Below are 17570 nucleotides of genomic sequence, written 5' to 3'. Positions count from 1 at the left end.
GGCGCGGCGGTATGGCGTCTAATCGAATACCGCAATCGCGGCATAGAGGGGGCTTATCGTGGTTGATAACATGCGGTGAGACGCGCCAGAAGTGTATCGCGCTCACTGCATAGAGTGGCAGCGTGATGTATCAGCATTCTTATCGTCGGCCGGTGCTCACCGCCACAGGTATTTACTGAGCGTGGTCAGTGGATTAATGCTCGGGGTAGACCTTCTCTTTAAACTCACACAAGTCTTCAATAATGCACGAACCACAGCGCGGTTTACGGGCAATACAGGTATAGCGGCCATGCAGGATCAACCAGTGGTGGCAATCAAGCTTAAATTCAGCCGGAACCACCTTGAGTAGCTTGGCTTCAACCTGATCTACATTGCTACCGGGAGCAAAGCCAGTGCGATTACAGACACGGAATATATGGGTATCTACCGCGATTGTGGGCCAACCAAAGGCGGTGTTCAACACCACATTGGCCGTTTTACGCCCCACACCGGGCAGCGCTTCGAGTGCTGCTCTGTCTTCAGGCACCTCGCCATTATGTTTTTCCAGCAAAATACGGCAGGTTTTAATCACATTTTCAGCTTTGGTATTAAACAAGCCGATGGTCTTGATGTATGCCTTCAGGCCATCGACACCCAGGTCAAGCAGGGCTTGCGGGGTATTAGCCACCGGATAAAGTTTGGCAGTGGCTTTATTGACGCTGACATCGGTGGCTTGTGCCGAGAGCAATACCGAAATAAGCAGTTCAAAAGGTGAGGTGTAGACCAGTTCAGTGGTTGGATGTGGATTGTTGTCCCGCAGACGGGTCAGAATCGCGACACGTTTTTCTTTATTCATAAGGCTTTCCCGGCATCTCCATCCTGAAGTTGCGGCGCAGTTGCTACTACTTGTGCTTTGCGCGCTTTTATTTTTTCGTCAATGACATATTTACCGGCCAGCAGTAATCCCAAACCAATAAAGGCACCTGGCGGCAGCATTGCCAGCAGAAAAGGGCTATCCAGATGCAGAATTTCGATACGCAGCACTTTTGCCCAGTTACCTAACAGCATATCCGCGCCATCAAACAACGTACCGTTACCCAGGATTTCACGCAGTGATCCCAGTACAAATAACGCGCTGGTTGCCCCTAGCCCCATAGCCAAGCCATCGAGTGCCGATAACCCCACCGGATTCTTGGCCGCGTAAGCTTCCGCCCGGCCAATCACAATGCAGTTAGTAACAATCAATGGAATAAATATCCCGAGGGATTGATATAACCCAAAGGCATAAGCGTTAATCAGCATTTGCACGGTACTGACCACGGAAGCAATGATCATCACATAGATTGGAATACGAATTTCATTTGGCACCCAGCGGCGCAAAGCCGATACCGCGGTATTGGTACATACCAATACCAGCGTGGTAGCTAATCCCAAACCGAGGGCATTGGTGGCGGTAGAGGAGACCGCCAACAACGGACATAGTCCCAGTAGCTGCACTAGCGCTGAGTTATTCTTCCATAACCCCTGCGCTAACAGATTTTTTGCTTCACTCATTGCCGTTCTCCACAGACTGGCAGGCTATCAAGCCTTGCTGGCAAGGTTTCCAAATACAGCGTGGTGCTTTTCACCGCCCGCACCACTGCTCTTGGTGTAATGGTGGCGCCGGTAAATTGATCAAAGGTACCGCCATCTTTTTTTACGGCCCAGCGTTTGTCTTGTTCACTTGCTACATGTTGGCCGCTGAAATGGCTAATCCAGTCAGAGATTCTAATATCAATTTTATCACCGAGACCGGGGGTTTCGTGATGTTCTATCACCCGACTGCCCAGCACATTACCGTGGAAATCTGCACCGACTAACAGTTGGATAGCGCCGGAATAACCATCGGGAGCGGTGGTTTCAATCGCGGCAGCCACGGGTTTATTCGCCAACCGGGCCAGATACAAGCGATGAGGCGACAGGTTACCCAACGCGGCATCAGTGACAACGTAACATTCTGCTTGCATATCGTTGTCATAATTTTCAGCCGGGACAACCTGATCCAGCAACGCTTTTTGTTGCAAAGCGGCTTGATGGGCGATGGTTGACTCTGTCAGTGAGTTAACCACCGCCGTCAATCCGGTAGCACCGGCGGCAAACAGCGCCAAAGTAATGCCGTGACGCTTCATGGTTTTTAGCATAACGGCTCCTTATTTACCGGCACGGTTGTGACCATAAACCCGAGGCTGGGTATAGTGGTCAATCAGTGGAACAGTAATATTGGCCAGCAGTACGGCAAAGGCAACCCCGTCAGGATAGCCACCATACACCCGAATTAACCACACCAGAATACCGATTAATGCGCCGAAAATCAGCCGGCCACGGGGCGTGGTGGAGGCACTGACCGGATCGGTGGCAATAAAGAACGCCCCCAACATGGTGGCACCGGAAAACAGGTGCAACATCGGCGGGGCAAAACTTTGCGGGGCAACTATCCAACTAATTGCGGCACAGCCAGCCAGTGCCAACAAGAAACTGACCGGAATGTGCCAATGAATCGCTTTACGCCATAGCAGCAATAAGCCGCCCGCCAGAAAACCGAGATTGATCCATTGCCAGCCTACCCCCGCCAGCGTTGCGGCAAAAATGGGCTGTTGCAGAATTTGATCTACGGGTTGTGAGCGTAGGGCGGTTTTAAAGCTATCAAGCGGTGTGGCCTGACTGACACCGTCATAACTCATCTGGAGTTGATGAATATCAGCGCCACTGTGGGTATATCCGGTAAAGATAATTAAAAGAGAGTCATAAAACCCCACCGGTGTAGCTTGTAATGGCAGCGGCGGTAACCAACTGGTCATTTGTACCGGGAATGAAATAAGCAGAACAACATAACCCACCATGGCCGGGTTGAACGGATTTTGTCCCAAACCACCATACAGTTGTTTAGCGATGACGATAGCAAACAGCGTACCCAACACAATCATCCACCAAGGGGCCAATGGGGGCAGGCTTATCCCCAGCAGTAAGCCGGTGAGCAGGGCGGAGTTATCTTGTAACCGCATCAATACGGGCTGTTTGCGTAACTGCAAAACGGCCCCTTCGGCTAGCATGGCGGTAACCATTGCCAGTGCTACCTGAATCAGGTTGCCATAACCAAAGAAGTAGGTCTGAGCAATAATGCCCGGAATGCAGGCCAGAATCACCAGCAGCATGATGCTACGGGTACTACGTTGATTGTGCGTAAAAGGGGAACTGGCTATTTGCAACCCTTTGTTCTGGGTCGATGCTGCTGGCCTGAATTTCATGAAATTACAACCATATGTCGAATGCTTAACAGAGTTCTTAAACGCAGTTATCGCGCTGGCAAGTCAATACTTGCGGGCATCGATACACTCAGCCGTCAGGGGGATAATATTTGTGCCGCATTCTACCCTATTCAGACAAAGTGTAATACGCCTTAATCATAGGGTTATTATCCATAATGTGTTGAAATATTAAGTAAGCTGTAGCATTTAATAAATCAGGCTAATCTAAAAATTTAACTTGCAATTTATATCGCGATGGTAACAAACATATAGCAAAAACGGGTTTTTGTGCGGCTTGAGGGTATTAGGCTTTGGTCTCAGATAAATAGATTTAACTCTTTGTTTTAATGGGTTTGTTTTTGTTTTATCTGTAGCTAATCAACTGTAAGTTAACGATTTATTAACTTGTGAAATTAGATTTGAGAAAAGCGTTGGCATAATGATAGATTAATGTAGTATGCACTGTAATTATATATTTAAAGAACAATAAGATGATAAACGAAGACATATTGTTTATAGAAGAATTAATTGAGTGGATTGAAATCAATTTAGAAAAGAGGCCCACACTGGACGATGTGGCGAAGATTTCTGGATATTCAAAATGGCATCTACAACGGAAATTTAAAAGTATTGTGGGGGTACAATTAGCCTCCTATATACGTGGCCGGGTACTGACTCGCGCAGCGGTTGCATTGCGCATTTCACGCCGTCCTATCATTGAAATCTCTGATGAGTTGGGTTTCGATTCGCAGCAAACCTTTACCCGTACATTTAAGAAGCGTTTTGGTGTTACCCCAAATAGTTTTCGTCAAATGGAACACTGGGATGTGCAAGGGATGATTCCCCGTTTCGGTTTTTGTGAAAATTACACCCCAGAAATCAAACGGATATCTTTACCACCGCGAGAATTGGTGGGCTTTACACGGCGGCTGGATTTTGACGAACACAACCATTGTAGTGGTCAACACTCCTCCTGTATGGCGATGAAAGATGAAATTCTGCTCGATTTCTTTAAGGAAGTTAATTTCTCATGCCAACGGGTGTACTCGCTGTTTTCTGCCAAAGAGTGTCAACAAGGGCAAAACAGTGTGAATTATTCGACTGCGATTGATAAAGACAAGCGGCATGAAATCCAGGGGCTGCGTGAGGTTGATCATATCTCTATTCCGGCGGGGGAGTTTCTCTCCATATCCCACCAAGGTAGTGCCAAAGAGTGTGTGAAATTCTCAATTTATTTGTTTAATGAAGTGCTGCCAAAATTACGCGAAGAGTTTGGTGGTGGTATCGAAATGGAAGTTATTGAGATAGACAGTTGTCACGCCGAATCAAAAATGCGTGATATCTCGGTGGTTTATAACTATCAGATGTTGACGAACTGATGTACTGCCGCAGTGGCAGTGCGTCAGTTCAGTGTGTTACCTCTTAATCTGGGTTAGCAGTTTGTGCGGCTTTCTTGGCTTTGACCCGGGCAATGGCGGCAGCTACAGCGGCTTTGCGTGGATCTACTTCTGATTTTTCATGTTCATGCGTCACAACCGCGGGCTCAAGCTGTGTTTGTGCGGCTTTCTTGGCTTTGACCCGGGCAATGGCGGCAGCTACAGCGGCTTTGCGTGGATCTTCTTCTGGTTCTTCATGTTCATGCGTCGCAACCGCGGACTCAAGCTGTGCTTGTGCGGCTTTCTTGGCTTTGACCCGGGCAATGGCAGCAGCTACAGCGGCTTGGCGCGGATCAACCGACGACGGTGTTGACTCATCGGAGGCGACAGTCAGCTGTTTTTCTGCCTGACGTGCTCTGGCCTGTGCTTTACGTGCTTCTCGAGCGGCAATAACGGCACTGTTATCCGGTGCTTGCCCTGCGATCACGCTGATAACCGCGTCGGCATTCTTATCCTGGCGAGCTAATCGACTGACAGCGGCTTCAACCTTTTGCTGGTCAGCATCAGTCAGCTTGACCGCGGCTTGTTTATGGCGCAGTTCACGCGCATGCTTTTCTCGTTCCAACCGCGCTTGTTTGGCCTCAAAACGTGCTTTGGCTTCCGCTGCTCGGGCATTTTCCTGATCGAGGGCGCGGATTTCTGCTTTTTCCTGACGGTAATACTGTACTAATGGGATATTGCTCGGGCATACATAGGCGCAAGCACCACATTCAATACAATCGAATAAGTTATGATTGCGCGCTTTCTCGTGTTCTTCACCTCGACTGAACCAATAGAGCTGTTGGGGCAATAAACCTGCTGGACAGGCATCAACACATAAGCCACAGCGAATACAAGCTTGTTCCGGTTCAGATAGCCCCATTTCGGCTTCGGTCGGCGCTAAAATACAGTTACTGATCTTAACGATCGGTACATCCAAACTTGGCAAGGTAAAGCCCATCAGCGGGCCACCCATGATCACCATCGGTTGGTGCTGAGGCTGAAATCCGGCCAGTTTCAACAAGTGCAATACCGGTGTCCCAATTCTGGCCCAGAAATTGCCTGGGTTTGCTAATGCATCACCAGTGAGTGTCACGACTCGTTCAATTAATGGCTCATCGTCGATAATCGCTCGCTTAATGGCAACTACTGTACCCACGTTTTGCATCAATACCCCAATGGATGAGGAGTGCTTGCCGAAAGGCACCTCTTTACCAGTCAGGATTTTGGTGAGCTGCTTGGCACCCCCGGACGGATATTTAGTTGGTACAACCCGCAACTGGATCTCGTCATGGCCCTGTAATACATGTTGTAAAGCCGCAATGGCGGCGGGCTTATTATCTTCAATGCCAATCAACACCTGCTGTGGTTGCAGCAAATGTCTTAGAATATCAATACCGGCGACCAGTTCCTGCGCGTGCTCCTGCATTAACCGATCATCGGCAGTGATATAAGGCTCGCATTCAGCCGCATTGATAATCAGGGTGGTAACACTGTTCACGCCACCTTGTAATTTACTGGCGGTCGGAAAGCCTGCGCCGCCCAAACCGGCGATACCCGCTTGATGAATACGATCCAGTAACGCTGCGGTATCTCGCTGTAAATAGTCGGCCCACGGCTGTTGCTCACGCCAACGGTCTTCGCCATCCGGGGTAATATGTACACACAACTCAGCCAACCCGGAGGGATGTGCAGTGGTATGCGGGGCAATAGCCGTAATAGTGCCAGAGGTGGGGGCATGTACTGGAACTGTGCGGCCACGGCCCACGGTCAGTGGCTGGCCCTTTAATACTTGTTCACCGGTTCTGACGCGCAGTTCACCTTCTGGCCCCAGATGTTGTTGCAACGGAATGATCATTTGCTCAGGCAAGGATGCGATGCGCATTGGCACCGTGCTGGATTGCAACTTCATTTCCGGTGGATGGATACCCCCGTCAAAATCCCAGATATTGTCGTGTTGGCGGGCAGTAAACAGCTTAAACATGTTGCTCCACATCTATCATTTTCACTGGAATCATCTGTGAGGCCACTAACTGGCTGGGAAGATTTTTGACCGGAATAGTGCTCAGATCCCACTTCCAGTTAGCGGTGGTGGTGGCAACCGGAATCATTTCAATACAGTCTGTCGGGCAAGGGGCAACACAAAGGTCGCAGCCGGTACACAGGTCTGGCAATACGGTATGCATAGCTCGGGTGGCACCCACAATGGCATCGACAGGGCAGGCCTGAATACATTTTGTGCACCCAATACAATTGGCTTCATCAATAAAGGCCACTTTACGCTGTGGATGAGCCGCCGCTTCGTCACCCTCTAGAGGTTGTGGTTCAACCGCCAGCAGTTCAGCCAGCTTAAGCATCACTTGTTCGCCACCCGGTGCGCACTTATTGATTTTCTCCCCCTGAGAGGATACAGCTTCTGCATAGGGCCGACAGCCAGGGTAGCCACATTGACCGCACTGGCTTTGCGGCAAGATTGCTTCTACTTGCTCAACCACGGGGTCTTGATCAACCTGAAAACGGCGAGCAGCAAAACCAAGCACCACGCCTGATATCAGCGCCAATGTACTTAATGCACCTACGGCAATCCATAACGACATCATTAGAACTTCACCAACCCGGTAAAGCCCATAAAGGCCAATGACATCAAACCTGCTGTAATCAGGGCGATAGAAGACCCGCGGAATGGCGCAGGAACGTCAGCCACCGCCAACCGTTCGCGAATAGCAGCGAATAACACCATTACCAGAGAGAAACCAGCTGCGGCACTGAAGCCATAAACCGCCGATTGCATAAAATTATGAGATTGATTGACATTAAGCAACGCGACACCCAACACAGCACAGTTAGTGGTGATCAGTGGCAGAAATATCCCCAGCAAACGATAAAGTGCCGGGCTGGTTTTGCGTACCACCAATTCGGTAAATTGCACCACGACGGCGATGACTAAAATAAAAGCCAATGTGCGTAAATACACCAAACCAAGCGGCAGCAAGATAAAGCTGTTTACCATCCAGGCGCAAACAGAGGCCAATGTTAGTACAAAGGTAGTTGCCAGCCCCATACCAATAGCGGTCTCCAGTTTTTTGGAGACCCCCATAAACGGGCACAGGCCAAGAAATTTGACCAGCACAAAGTTGTTTACCAATACAGTACCGACAAACAGGAGCAGGTATTCAGTCATTACGAAGCCTAAAAAAATAAAAGCCGCCTATTATCCAAAATTGGCGGCCTGACGACAACAGATGAAGTGCAGGGTTATTACGATTTACTGGCTATTTTAGGGGGAAAAGGTGCGCAATCCCATTAAAGTTCGGTAAAAGTATGCTTCACGCGTTGAGAACGTTTGATGTAAGGCACAAAAACAGCAGCGGCCAGCAAGGGCCATCCCAGAGTGCGTAAGGCAATATCATCACTGATCGGCGAGAAAGCAAAGGCCTTTAGTGCCAGTAGCACGGTTAACAATAACCAAAGAATAAACCATTTCGGTAGACGACGTGAGCGGCTGCAAAACAACCAGATGACCCATAATGTATAGGCCCACATCACCAAGGTTGTTATCACCGAGAAATACCATTGTAGGGTAAATGCCTGTGAGTTGGTCACCAGATACTCTCGTGACTCTGGGGTGAAGATGGCCATGGCATACAGTACTAGCATCAGGCTGGCGCTGAGCAGTGTGACGATCAAATAAGCCAGTGGGGCCAATAACCAGCCGCCAATGCGCTGATATTCCTGCGGTTGAGACATAGTGAACCTTAGTAATCTATTAATAAGGAGTGATAACCATCTGTCGCTATCACTTCTTTGTATGATACTAGCTTAACCCGCAAATGTGTCCTTCGTCATCTATATCAATATGGTAATACGCCGGTTGGGTACCCAACCCTGCGCCAATTCCCAAACGAAATGCAACAAAGTGACCCACCGGTCAGGTACGGATAAAATAGCCGTATTGACCCTGTCGGAGACCCTGTTGCATGAAGGGAAAACATTTGACTCAGCATGAGCGCTTTTACATCGAAAAACGAAAAGCTGAAGGCGTTAATCAGTCCTGCATTGCCAGAGAGCTCGGCGTCTCTCGCTCTACGCTGAGCCGGGAGCTCAGGCGTAATACGGACCCCGCTTTCAACGGACTTTACTCCTCCAGACGCGCTGATGCCTTAGCCAGACAACGGCGGGGCGCCACCTCGGCACACAATGCCTGTTTCCCTCTGGGCCAGCAGACACAAGACTTTCTCCGGCAGGCGCTGGCTGTACATACCTCCCCTGAGGTTATCTGTGGGAGACTGAAAATCCAGTTTGATATCGCCGTCAGCAAAAATACCCTCTACCGCTATATCCGTTCGGACAGACAGGCTGGCGGTAAGCTTTACCTTCAGCTCCCTCACCGGGGTAAACGCTATCGCTATGATACGGGTGAGCCCGGACGCACGCCCATCCCGGACAGGGTTGGCATTGAGCACAGGCCTGCTGAGGCTGAACTCAAACAGGTTCCCGGGCATGTTGAAATCGATACGATTTTTGGCAAAGACCAGAAGTCATTCCTGCTGACGGTCGTGGACAAAGCCACAAAGCAGGTCATTATCCGTAAACTCCCCAATAAGTGCGCTGAGAGCGTCGTGGAAGCGTTCAGGGACATCGTGGCGAATACTTTCTGCGAGTTTAAAACCCTGACGGCAGATAACGGACCCGAGTTTGCGAAACATAAGGACATCACTCAGGTAACGGGCGCAAAGGTTTACTTTGCCCGGCCTTATCATTCCTGGGAGCGGGGGTTGAATGAGCATACCAACGGTCTGATACGGCGGTTTTATCCGAAAGGAACCGATTTTAATGGCGTCAGCGATGAAGATATTGCGAGACTGGAGCACATCCTCAACACTCGGGGGCGCAAATCTCTGGAATACAGCTCACCGAATGAGGTATTTTTAGAGTATCTACTCGCTGCATAACGCATGATGGTTTGTTGCGTTTCGTTCGGGAATGGGGCAATTACCACTAAGTTATTTTAAGCAACGCCATGTGGGCAATATTGTCGCTCGAGTGAAGGAGCTGGACAATATTAGAGAATTTATTACGGGATCCGCACTGACGCTATGTGTTGATGTGGTTTTTACCCTGGTGTTGTTTATTGTCATGTGGTGCATTTCACCACTACTGACGCTCATCATTTTAGGCACATTGCCGTTATATCTGTTATTAGCGGCGCTGACCACCCGGCCATTACAACAGAAAGTTGAAGTCCTGTGCGGTTGTGCCGCACAAAATGGGGCATTTTTAACTGAAACTGTCTCTGGCGTGGAAACGGTAAAAAGTCTGGCGCTGGAACCCCAAATGCATCAACGCTGGGAAACCCAAACACGTGATTATGCTGAAGCGAATTTTCAGGTACAAAACCTGCAAAATCTCAGTAGTCAGGCGGCTCAGTTATTGCAAAAACTGGCTGGTGCAGTGGTGATTGTGGTGGGTGCTTATCAAGTGATGTCGGTGCAGCTTAGTATCGGGCAACTGATCGCCTTTAACATGTTGGCGGTGCAGGCATTGATGCCAATGAGTAAGTTGGTTGATTTGTGGCAACAGAGCATCCGGGCCCAAGTGGGGCTAATGCTGATCTCTGACATTTTGAGCTTACCTGCGGAGCAGTCGGTGAGGGCGGTGCCACTTGACCACCCGATTCGAGGAGATATCACGTTGCAACAGGTGATTTTCCGTTATCGCGTCGATTTAAACCCGGTACTACAGGATTTTTCCTTATCTCTGCGTGCTGGCGAACATATCGGGCTGGTGGGGCCATCAGGCTCGGGTAAAAGTACCGTTGCCCGACTATTACAACGCCTCTATATCGCAGAGCAGGGTGTAATCAATATTGATGGCATCCCAATTGGAAATTTATCCCTCGACATGTTGCGGCGTCAGATAGGGGTTGTGATGCAGGAGAGTTATCTGTTTAACCGTACGGTACGGGAGAACATCGCCCATTCACGACCCACGGCATCATTGGATGAGGTGGTCAAGGCTGCATGTCTGGCGGGAGCCAACGCTTTTATACTCGCCTTGCCACTAGGTTATGACACCGTGCTGTCAGAGGGCGGTGCCTCGCTTTCTGGTGGTCAGCGTCAGCGTATTGCCATTGCCCGTACATTGCTGGCTAATCCCCGTATTTTGATTTTTGATGAAGCAACCAGTGCGTTAGATGACGAGTCGCAAGCGGAAGTACAGAAAAATATGGCCCGCATTATCGCCAATCGTACTGTCATCACTATTGCCCATCGCCTCTCGACGGTGCGACATTGCCATCGCATCGGTGTCATGACACAAGGCCGCATTACTGAGTTGGCTAACCATGATCAACTACTGGCGCTAAATGGCGTTTATGCCCGATTGTGGCAGCAACAGGCTGACTTCAGCCATGAGGAATCAAAATGAAGTTGATGCAATATTGGTATAGAACAGCATGGTTCAATGCCATAAAGAACCGTTGGCAACGCCATTTCTCGCCTCAGCGCACCCGTGATGAATATGATTTCCTGCCTGCCTATCTGGATATTGTGGAACGGCCAGTGGCACCACTGGCACGGCGCACTGCATGGTTTCTGGCGCTGACACTGCTGCTGGCATTGGTATGGTCGATTGTTGGAAGGCTTGATATTCACGCATCAGCTAAGGGCAAAGTGATTGTTTCTGAACATTCGAAAGTGATCCAACCGCTAGAACCGGGGGTGGTGGCCGCAATTAAGGTGCGCGATGGTGACAAAGTTGAAGCCGGCCAGGTGTTGATTGAGTTAAATCCAATCGGCATTGATGCCGAGCTAGGTAATATCAATCAGCAATTAATGCATCGCTTACTGGAAGCTGCCCGTATGGTGGCGCTACTGACAGTGAACCCCGCCGCGATGTTTACTCCCCCTGAAAGTAGCCCTGATGATTTGAACATCACCGCCAGGGCACTTTTGCACAAAGAAGTAAACGAGGTCAATGCAGAGTTATCGCGCCAGGAGAGTGAACAGGCGGTTAACCAGGCCCATATTCAAGCGGGTATGACTAATATTACGCACCAGAAAGCGTTAATGAAAAACATTCATCAACGGTTGCAGGCGTTACGAACACTCGCTAAATCCAAGTCAATCGCCGACGTGGAGTTATTGCTACAAGAGCGGGAATGGCTAAATGCCACGGCTGAAAGTAGCCGTTTGGACAATGAACAGGCTATCTTGCAGGCGAAAGCACGCCACCTGTCACAAACCCGACTGCACTATTTAGCTGAAAAGAGGCGGAGCTACCAGGAACGATTAAATCAAGCTCATGAAGTTATCAACCAATTGCGACAAGAGCAGATCAAATTGCTAGAAAAGCAGCGCCAACAGACCTTACGCGCACCGGTTACCGGCGTGATTCAACAATTGGCGATTCATACTCTGGGCGGCGTGGTCACCACGGCTCAACCGTTAATGGTATTGGTGCCGGAAAGTCATCAGTTAGAACTCGATGTCATGATCCTCAATAAGGATGTGGGTTTTGTGCTGCCAGGGCAGGCGGTGGAGGTGAAAGTTGATAGCTTTCCTTATACCCGATTTGGCACGTTGTCGGGTGAAGTAAAGCATATTTCTCGTGATGCGATGGAGGACCAACAACAAGGCTTAGTGTTTCCGGCCCGGATCCGTCTGGACAGCGACAGGCTGAGCGTTGAAGGGAAGTCGGTGCGTTTATCCGCAGGTATGGCGGTCAGTGTAGAGATTAAAACCGGCCGGCGGCGGGTTATCGATTACTTACTCAGCCCATTACAAGAATACCAATCCGAAGCCATGAGGGAGCGTTGAGATGAAGAATTCAACATCAACGCAGGTCATCCAGCCATTGGCAGCACTGGCTCGGGCTGCTGCATGTTTTGATCTGGCGGTTGAGCCTGCGCAGTTGGCGCATCAACTCGGATTAGCGCCGGAAAAAATAGATTACATTGCGCTGTGTCGTGGTGCCGGTTGGATTGGTTTGCGGGCCAGAAAAGTCAGTCAGTCATATGACCGTTTGAAACATCTGGCGCTACCTATCTTATTCAGTGATGAGAATCAGTGGTATGTACTACTGGCGCTGAATGATCAGGGTGCGGTGGTTTATTTTGCCGCCACGGGACAGCAGCAGCAAATAAGCCAGCAAGCACTGGCCTGCTTGTGGCGTGGTGACGCTATTTTATTGGCGAAAGCAGAGTTACAGGGACCGAAAAAAGCCTCTTTTGGCTTTGGTTGGTTTATTCCGGTTATTACTAAATATCGCCATCAATTACGTAATATCGTTTTAGTGTCACTGTTATTACAGGCTATTTTGCTGGTGACGCCAATGCTATTTGAAACGGTGATCGACAAAGTCTTAGTGAGCCGCGGCGTCGGGAGCTTAATGGTATTGGGCTGCGCCATGATAGCATTGGCAATTGCCGAACCCTGTTACACCTTCTTGCGTGGCTGGCTGTTCTCACATCTCTCCAGCCGAGTTGGTGCCGAACTTAACACCCGCCTTTATCGCCATTTACTGGGGTTGCCCCTGGCTTATTTTGGCGCACAGCAGACAGGGCAAACTATCGCCAAAGTACAAGAAATGGAGCAGATTCGCAGTTTTCTGACGGGGTCTGCATTAACCATGTTATTGGACCTGATCTTTGTTGGTACATTTATAATTGTGATGTTTTGTTATAGCAGCCAACTGACATGGATAGTTCTGTTCTCTCTGATCTGTTACCTCTTGTTTTGGTGGGCCATTGGCGGTGTTTTACGTCAGCGGGTTGAGCGTCAATATGAAGCCAGTGCAGATAATACGTCGTTTTTAACTGAAGCAATTAGCGGGTTGGAAACGATAAAAACCACTGCCACCGAAAGCCAGTTTAATCGTAGCTGGCAGCAGTCATTAGCCCGTTATGTGCGGGCATCATTTGCTGGCATGAGGATGGCAAATATTGCTGAGCAAGGTATTACACTTATCAATAAAGTCACCTCAGCCATAGTGTTGTGGTTTGGCGTTAAATTGGTACTGGCAGGAGGGTTAAGCCCAGGTCAATTCATTGCTTTTTCAATGTTTTCGGGTTACGTAACTCAACCCATTTTACGTTTGGCTCAGATATGGCAAGATTTCCACCATACGCAAGTCGCTCTGAAACGGATTGGTACCATTTTGGATTATCCAACCGAGCCCGGCTGCACCGGATTATCATCAAGTCATGGGTGCACCGGGCGGTTGACATTTAAACAGGTGCGTTTTCGCTATCGATCAGATACCACCGAAGTTTTACAAAATCTCAATTTAGATATTGCTGGTGGCGAGTTTATTGGCATTACCGGGCCATCCGGCTGTGGCAAATCAACGCTAACGAAGTTACTACAGCGGTTATATATTCCTCAACATGGGCAAATTCTGATAGATGGGCAGGACTTGGCGATTACCGATGCCACGGCATTACGTCGCCAAATGAGTGTGGTACTGCAAGATAGCATCTTGTTCTCTGGTAGCCTGCGGGACAACATCTGCCAGTGCCAGCCTAATGCTGATGATACCCTGGTTGAGTCGATTGCCCGGCAGGCGGGGGCGCATGATTTTATTATGGCTCTACCGCAGGGCTATCAAACCCAGGTGGGGGAAAAAGGGAGTATGCTGTCTGGCGGGCAGCGGCAGCGAGTTGCTCTGGCGAGGGCGCTAATGGCGGATCCTAAAATACTGATTCTTGATGAAGCCACCAGTGCTCTGGATTATGAATCTGAGGCGGCAATTATGCGCCAGTTACCAGAAATTATCCGTAATCGCACCGTCATCTGCATTGCTCATCGATTGAATACATTGCGCCAATGTCATCGTATTTTGGTATTAGGAAACGGGCAAGTATTGGAACAAGGCAGTCATCAGGCGCTACTTGCTCAGGAAGGAGCCTATGCACGGTTGTGGCGGTTACAAACTGAGTAATGCATCGCGCAGTGGGTTATTAATCTCGCTTAGAATAACGCTGGGTGAGAATCTCTCACCCAGCTATCACCAGCCATACAGTGCGTGATTACAACTTGTCACCGTTGGTTTTAATCACCCCTTGATACCAGAAGAAGCTTTTTTTACGCTGACGTGCCAGTTGTTTCTGATGGTCGACATAAACAAAACCATATTGCTTCTGGAAGCCATTCAACCAACTGAGTAGATCGATAAATGACCACGGATAGTAACCACGGACATCTGCACCTTGCTTGATGGCATCTTCAATTGCCACAATATGCTGACGCAGGTAATCAATCCGGTCATCATCAACCACTTCGCCCTCAATGATTGGGTCTTTAGCACCCAAGCCATTTTCAGTGATATAGATAGGGATGTCACCATAGCGCGCCTTGATATTCATGATACCTTCGGTAAGGCCCTGCGGGTAAATCTCCCAATCCCAGTCGGTATAAATCCCGTTAGGATTGCGGACAAATTTAAACAAATCTTTGAAGCCGAACTCATTCCCTTGTTGATGACCGGAACCTTTTTCACCTGAGGTGTTCATGGTCAGATGCGTTTCTTGGTTATTGGCAGCAATAGTTTCACGCTTATAGTAGTTCAACCCAATAAAGTCACAGATATTGTTACGTAACAGAGCATCATCATCGGGGGCGAATTGTGGAACACCCCAAATGGCCTGGGTCTGTGCCAGCAATTCAGCTGGATACTCACCTTTTAACACTGGATCATATAACCAATGGGTAAAGATCCCTTCAGCTAAGCGAAATGCGGCGATATCTTCGGCGGAATCACTCAGTGGCGTGTTGGTTTGCAGGACATTCACAAAACCTATTGTCCCGTCGATACCGCTGGCACGAAATGCTGCAACCGCTTTGGCGTGAGCGACAAAAACGTGATGGCAGGCTTGGATAGCACGGGCAGGATTCTGGACGCCCGGCGGATGACCGCCAGTAATATAGCCAAAACCAATAAAACAGATGGTCTCGTTGAACGTTGACCAGAGCTTGACCCGATCACCATAGTGCTGATAACACAAACGTGCATATTCTTCAAAAGCATCGGTGGTGCTGCGGGTTTCCCAACCCCCTTCATCTTGCAAGGCTTGTGGCAAATCCCAGTGATAGAGCGTAATCATCGGCTCGATGTTGTGTTCCAGCAATGCATCGATCAATTCACTGTAGAATTTAACTCCCGCGGCGTTCACCTCCCCACGGCCTGTTGGCAACAAACGCGGCCATGAAATTGAAAAACGATAACTTTTCATGCCCATCTCCGCCATCAGAGCTACATCTTCGCGGAAACGATGATAGTGGTCGACAGCAACATCACCATTGGTTCCCTGATAGGTGGTTCCGGGCAGATGTGCAAAAGTGTCCCAGATAGAAGGACCTTTACCATCAGTATCATAGGCACCTTCAACTTGATAAGCGGCGCTGGCGGCACCCCACAGGAAATTTTTCGGGAAAGCAGACATAAAATCACTCTCATGTAATGGATAAAAAGGGTGTTTGATAAAATCTCTATCCTCAGTGTATTAGGGAAAACGTTATTTATGCAACCGGTTTCTGTAACCGGTTTCTGTGATGCTAAATTGAGTGATTGAACGGCAATAAAACGACAGCGATATACAAGACACCAATCACAAAACCGTAAACAGTGCCTAAACGAGGTGAAGACAAGATGGGTCATTGAATACCACTGTGTATATAATCAGTGTTTCGCAAATTAAGATTTTTTGTTGAAGAAGGAAGAATGATGATCACTCGGCTTGCTATCTCTGGCTACCGTTCGTTACGCGATGTGGTACTTGAATTGGGGCAATTGAATGTCATTACCGGCGCGAATGGCAGTGGCAAGTCCAGTCTTTATCGAGCGCTCCGGTTGCTGTCAGATATTGGTCAGGGGCAGGTTATCCAATCATTGGCGGCGGAGGGCGGTTTACAATCAACCCTCTGGGCGGGGCCCGCGTCGTTTTCCCAGTCGATGAAATCAGGAGAACAACCGATTGAAGGTACCACTCGCCATCATCCCGTGAGCCTCAAATTGGGCTTTGCTGGTGCGGACTATGGTTATGCTATCGATCTGGGTCTCCCCACACCGCGCAGGTCATTTTTTGCATTGGATCCTGAAATCAAGCTTGAAAGCCTGTGGTGTGGCGATACCCTGAACAATAATGCGCTTTTTGCTGAGCGGCGAGGCCCGCGGGTTCGCATCCGTGATGAGCGCGGAATTTGGCGCGAGTCATATCACGGGTTAGCGGCCTATGACAGTATGATGACCCACAGCACAGACCCCCGTGATGCCCCAGAGATTCTGCTTATGCGCGAACGGATGCGGGCCTGGCGTTTTTATGACAATCTGCGTACCGACCGTCATGCGCCAGCTCGCCAGCTTCAAGTGGGGACTTATACACCGGTACTGGCCAGCGATGGTGCGGACTTGGCCGCAGCGTTACAAACGATCAGAGAGATCGGGGATACCGATGCACTCACGCATACCATTACAGATGCTTTTCCCGGAACTACGTTGGCTATTGAACCCAATTTTGAGTTGCTGTTGTCACAGCAAGGTTTGTTAAGGCCACTCAAGGTCGCAGAGCTATCAGACGGTACCTTACGTTATTTATTGCTGGTGGCGGCATTGCTATCGCCACGACCTCCCGAAATGATGATCCTGAACGAACCCGAAATCAGCCTGCATGTTGATCTGTTAAAACCATTAGCGCGGTTGATTGGGCAGGCGGCACAACATACCCAGGTGATTGTGGTGTCCCATGCTGCTGAGCTGGTGGCGGCGCTACAGCAGGAAAGCCACTGTCGCCATATCTTGTTGGATAAACAGTTAAGTGAGACAACGATACAACAAGAGGCCACACCTCATTGGTTATGGGCAGCACGTTAGCGGCAGTGACTGCGATGTTGAAAAC

The 17570-nt window shown here is 49.3% G+C and carries 14 protein-coding genes and 1 pseudogene; 6 read left to right on the top strand and 9 right to left on the bottom strand.

Going from position 1 to position 17570, the window contains the following annotated elements; all coding sequences use genetic code 11:
- Positions 1-193 precede the first annotated feature (193 nt).
- The 4 genes from nth to rsxD are packed head-to-tail and all read right to left on the bottom strand — an operon-like array spanning position 194 to position 3263.
- Positions 194-835 (bottom strand): endonuclease III, encoded by a 642-nt coding sequence (nth, locus tag ACWJJO_RS11635; protein ID WP_372558991.1) that lies wholly within the window; start codon positions 833-835, stop codon positions 194-196.
- On the bottom strand, positions 832-1533 hold the full coding sequence (locus ACWJJO_RS11630) for an electron transport complex subunit E (protein WP_083158885.1): 702 nt from the start codon (positions 1531-1533) through the stop codon (positions 832-834). The genes nth and ACWJJO_RS11630 overlap by 4 nt, the downstream gene beginning before the upstream one ends.
- Complete coding sequence (gene rsxG, locus ACWJJO_RS11625; RefSeq protein ID WP_372569166.1) at positions 1530-2159, bottom strand: electron transport complex subunit RsxG; 630 nt, start codon at positions 2157-2159, stop codon at positions 1530-1532. Before rsxG ends, ACWJJO_RS11630 begins: the two co-directional genes overlap by 4 nt.
- Positions 2160-2168: 9 nt before the next feature.
- Positions 2169-3263, bottom strand: a complete 1095-nt coding sequence (rsxD, locus tag ACWJJO_RS11620) for an electron transport complex subunit RsxD (RefSeq protein WP_481091033.1) — start codon at positions 3261-3263, stop codon at positions 2169-2171.
- 491 nt (positions 3264-3754) lie between these two features.
- Here rsxD and ACWJJO_RS11615 point away from each other — a divergent pair, with 491 nt between their 5' ends.
- Positions 3755-4642: a helix-turn-helix domain-containing protein gene (locus tag ACWJJO_RS11615; RefSeq protein ID WP_083158883.1), complete on the top strand. Its 888-nt coding sequence runs from the start codon at positions 3755-3757 to the stop codon at positions 4640-4642.
- 43 nt (positions 4643-4685) lie between these two features.
- Here ACWJJO_RS11615 and rsxC read toward each other — a convergent pair whose 3' ends face one another.
- The 4 genes from rsxC to ACWJJO_RS11595 all read right to left on the bottom strand — a co-directional run bounded on the left by rsxC (position 4686) and on the right by ACWJJO_RS11595 (position 8425).
- On the bottom strand, positions 4686-6662 hold the full coding sequence (gene rsxC / locus ACWJJO_RS11610) for an electron transport complex subunit RsxC (RefSeq protein WP_083158882.1): 1977 nt from the start codon (positions 6660-6662) through the stop codon (positions 4686-4688).
- On the bottom strand, positions 6655-7278 hold the full coding sequence (gene rsxB / locus ACWJJO_RS11605) for an electron transport complex subunit RsxB (RefSeq protein WP_083158881.1): 624 nt from the start codon (positions 7276-7278) through the stop codon (positions 6655-6657). Before rsxB ends, rsxC begins: the two co-directional genes overlap by 8 nt.
- Positions 7278-7859, bottom strand: a complete 582-nt coding sequence (gene rsxA, locus ACWJJO_RS11600; RefSeq protein WP_013649928.1) for an electron transport complex subunit RsxA — start codon at positions 7857-7859, stop codon at positions 7278-7280. Before rsxA ends, rsxB begins: the two co-directional genes overlap by 1 nt.
- Positions 7860-7981: 122 nt before the next feature.
- On the bottom strand, positions 7982-8425 hold the full coding sequence (locus ACWJJO_RS11595) for a DUF2569 domain-containing protein (protein ID WP_372558995.1): 444 nt from the start codon (positions 8423-8425) through the stop codon (positions 7982-7984).
- Between the two features lie 230 nt (positions 8426-8655).
- Here ACWJJO_RS11595 and ACWJJO_RS11590 point away from each other — a divergent pair, with 230 nt between their 5' ends.
- From ACWJJO_RS11590 to ACWJJO_RS11575, 4 genes and pseudogenes are all read left to right on the top strand, one after another.
- Entirely contained in the window at positions 8656-9630 is a 975-nt protein-coding gene (locus ACWJJO_RS11590) for an IS30 family transposase (RefSeq protein WP_481090511.1), read from the top strand.
- A gap of 37 nt (positions 9631-9667) precedes the next feature.
- A pseudogene (locus ACWJJO_RS11585) lies at positions 9668-11104 on the top strand (peptidase domain-containing ABC transporter); the annotation flags it as partial.
- Positions 11101-12495 carry an HlyD family type I secretion periplasmic adaptor subunit gene (locus ACWJJO_RS11580; protein ID WP_481091032.1) on the top strand — a complete coding sequence of 465 codons (1395 nt, stop codon included), beginning with the start codon at positions 11101-11103 and terminating at the stop codon, positions 12493-12495. The pseudogene ACWJJO_RS11585 and the gene ACWJJO_RS11580, both read left to right, overlap by 4 nt.
- A gap of 1 nt (position 12496) precedes the next feature.
- Entirely contained in the window at positions 12497-14617 is a 2121-nt protein-coding gene (locus ACWJJO_RS11575; RefSeq protein WP_083158876.1) for a type I secretion system permease/ATPase, read from the top strand.
- 88 nt (positions 14618-14705) lie between these two features.
- On the opposite strand, the gene ACWJJO_RS11570 is transcribed toward ACWJJO_RS11575, so the two are convergent.
- Positions 14706-16118 (bottom strand): GH1 family beta-glucosidase, encoded by a 1413-nt coding sequence (locus ACWJJO_RS11570; protein WP_083158875.1) that lies wholly within the window; start codon positions 16116-16118, stop codon positions 14706-14708.
- A gap of 281 nt (positions 16119-16399) precedes the next feature.
- Here ACWJJO_RS11570 and ACWJJO_RS11565 point away from each other — a divergent pair, with 281 nt between their 5' ends.
- On the top strand, positions 16400-17545 hold the full coding sequence (locus ACWJJO_RS11565; protein ID WP_083158874.1) for an AAA family ATPase: 1146 nt from the start codon (positions 16400-16402) through the stop codon (positions 17543-17545).
- The last annotated feature ends 25 nt before the right edge of the window (positions 17546-17570 follow it).

The sequence above is a fragment of the Yersinia antarctica genome, from assembly GCF_056636475.1.
This window is presented reverse-complemented; position numbering and strand designations above follow the sequence as displayed.

Excerpts from the sequence above, each read along its gene's own strand:
- rsxB (WP_083158881.1), bottom strand. The coding sequence starts at position 7,278 with ATGATGTCGTTATGGATTGCCGTAGGTGCATTAAGTACATTGGCGCTG.
- rsxD (WP_481091033.1), bottom strand. The coding sequence starts at position 3,263 with ATGAAATTCAGGCCAGCAGCATCGACCCAGAACAAAGGGTTGCAAATA.
- nth (WP_372558991.1), bottom strand. The coding sequence starts at position 835 with ATGAATAAAGAAAAACGTGTCGCGATTCTGACCCGTCTGCGGGACAAC.
- ACWJJO_RS11580 (WP_481091032.1), top strand. The coding sequence starts at position 11,101 with ATGAAGTTGATGCAATATTGGTATAGAACAGCATGGTTCAATGCCATA.
- ACWJJO_RS11595 (WP_372558995.1), bottom strand. The coding sequence starts at position 8,425 with ATGTCTCAACCGCAGGAATATCAGCGCATTGGCGGCTGGTTATTGGCC.
- ACWJJO_RS11630 (WP_083158885.1), bottom strand. The coding sequence starts at position 1,533 with ATGAGTGAAGCAAAAAATCTGTTAGCGCAGGGGTTATGGAAGAATAAC.
- rsxC (WP_083158882.1), bottom strand. The coding sequence starts at position 6,662 with ATGTTTAAGCTGTTTACTGCCCGCCAACACGACAATATCTGGGATTTT.
- ACWJJO_RS11575 (WP_083158876.1), top strand. The coding sequence starts at position 12,497 with ATGAAGAATTCAACATCAACGCAGGTCATCCAGCCATTGGCAGCACTG.
- ACWJJO_RS11590 (WP_481090511.1), top strand. The coding sequence starts at position 8,656 with ATGAAGGGAAAACATTTGACTCAGCATGAGCGCTTTTACATCGAAAAA.
- ACWJJO_RS11615 (WP_083158883.1), top strand. The coding sequence starts at position 3,755 with ATGATAAACGAAGACATATTGTTTATAGAAGAATTAATTGAGTGGATT.
- ACWJJO_RS11570 (WP_083158875.1), bottom strand. The coding sequence starts at position 16,118 with ATGTCTGCTTTCCCGAAAAATTTCCTGTGGGGTGCCGCCAGCGCCGCT.
- ACWJJO_RS11565 (WP_083158874.1), top strand. The coding sequence starts at position 16,400 with ATGATCACTCGGCTTGCTATCTCTGGCTACCGTTCGTTACGCGATGTG.
- rsxG (WP_372569166.1), bottom strand. The coding sequence starts at position 2,159 with ATGCTAAAAACCATGAAGCGTCACGGCATTACTTTGGCGCTGTTTGCC.
- rsxA (WP_013649928.1), bottom strand. The coding sequence starts at position 7,859 with ATGACTGAATACCTGCTCCTGTTTGTCGGTACTGTATTGGTAAACAAC.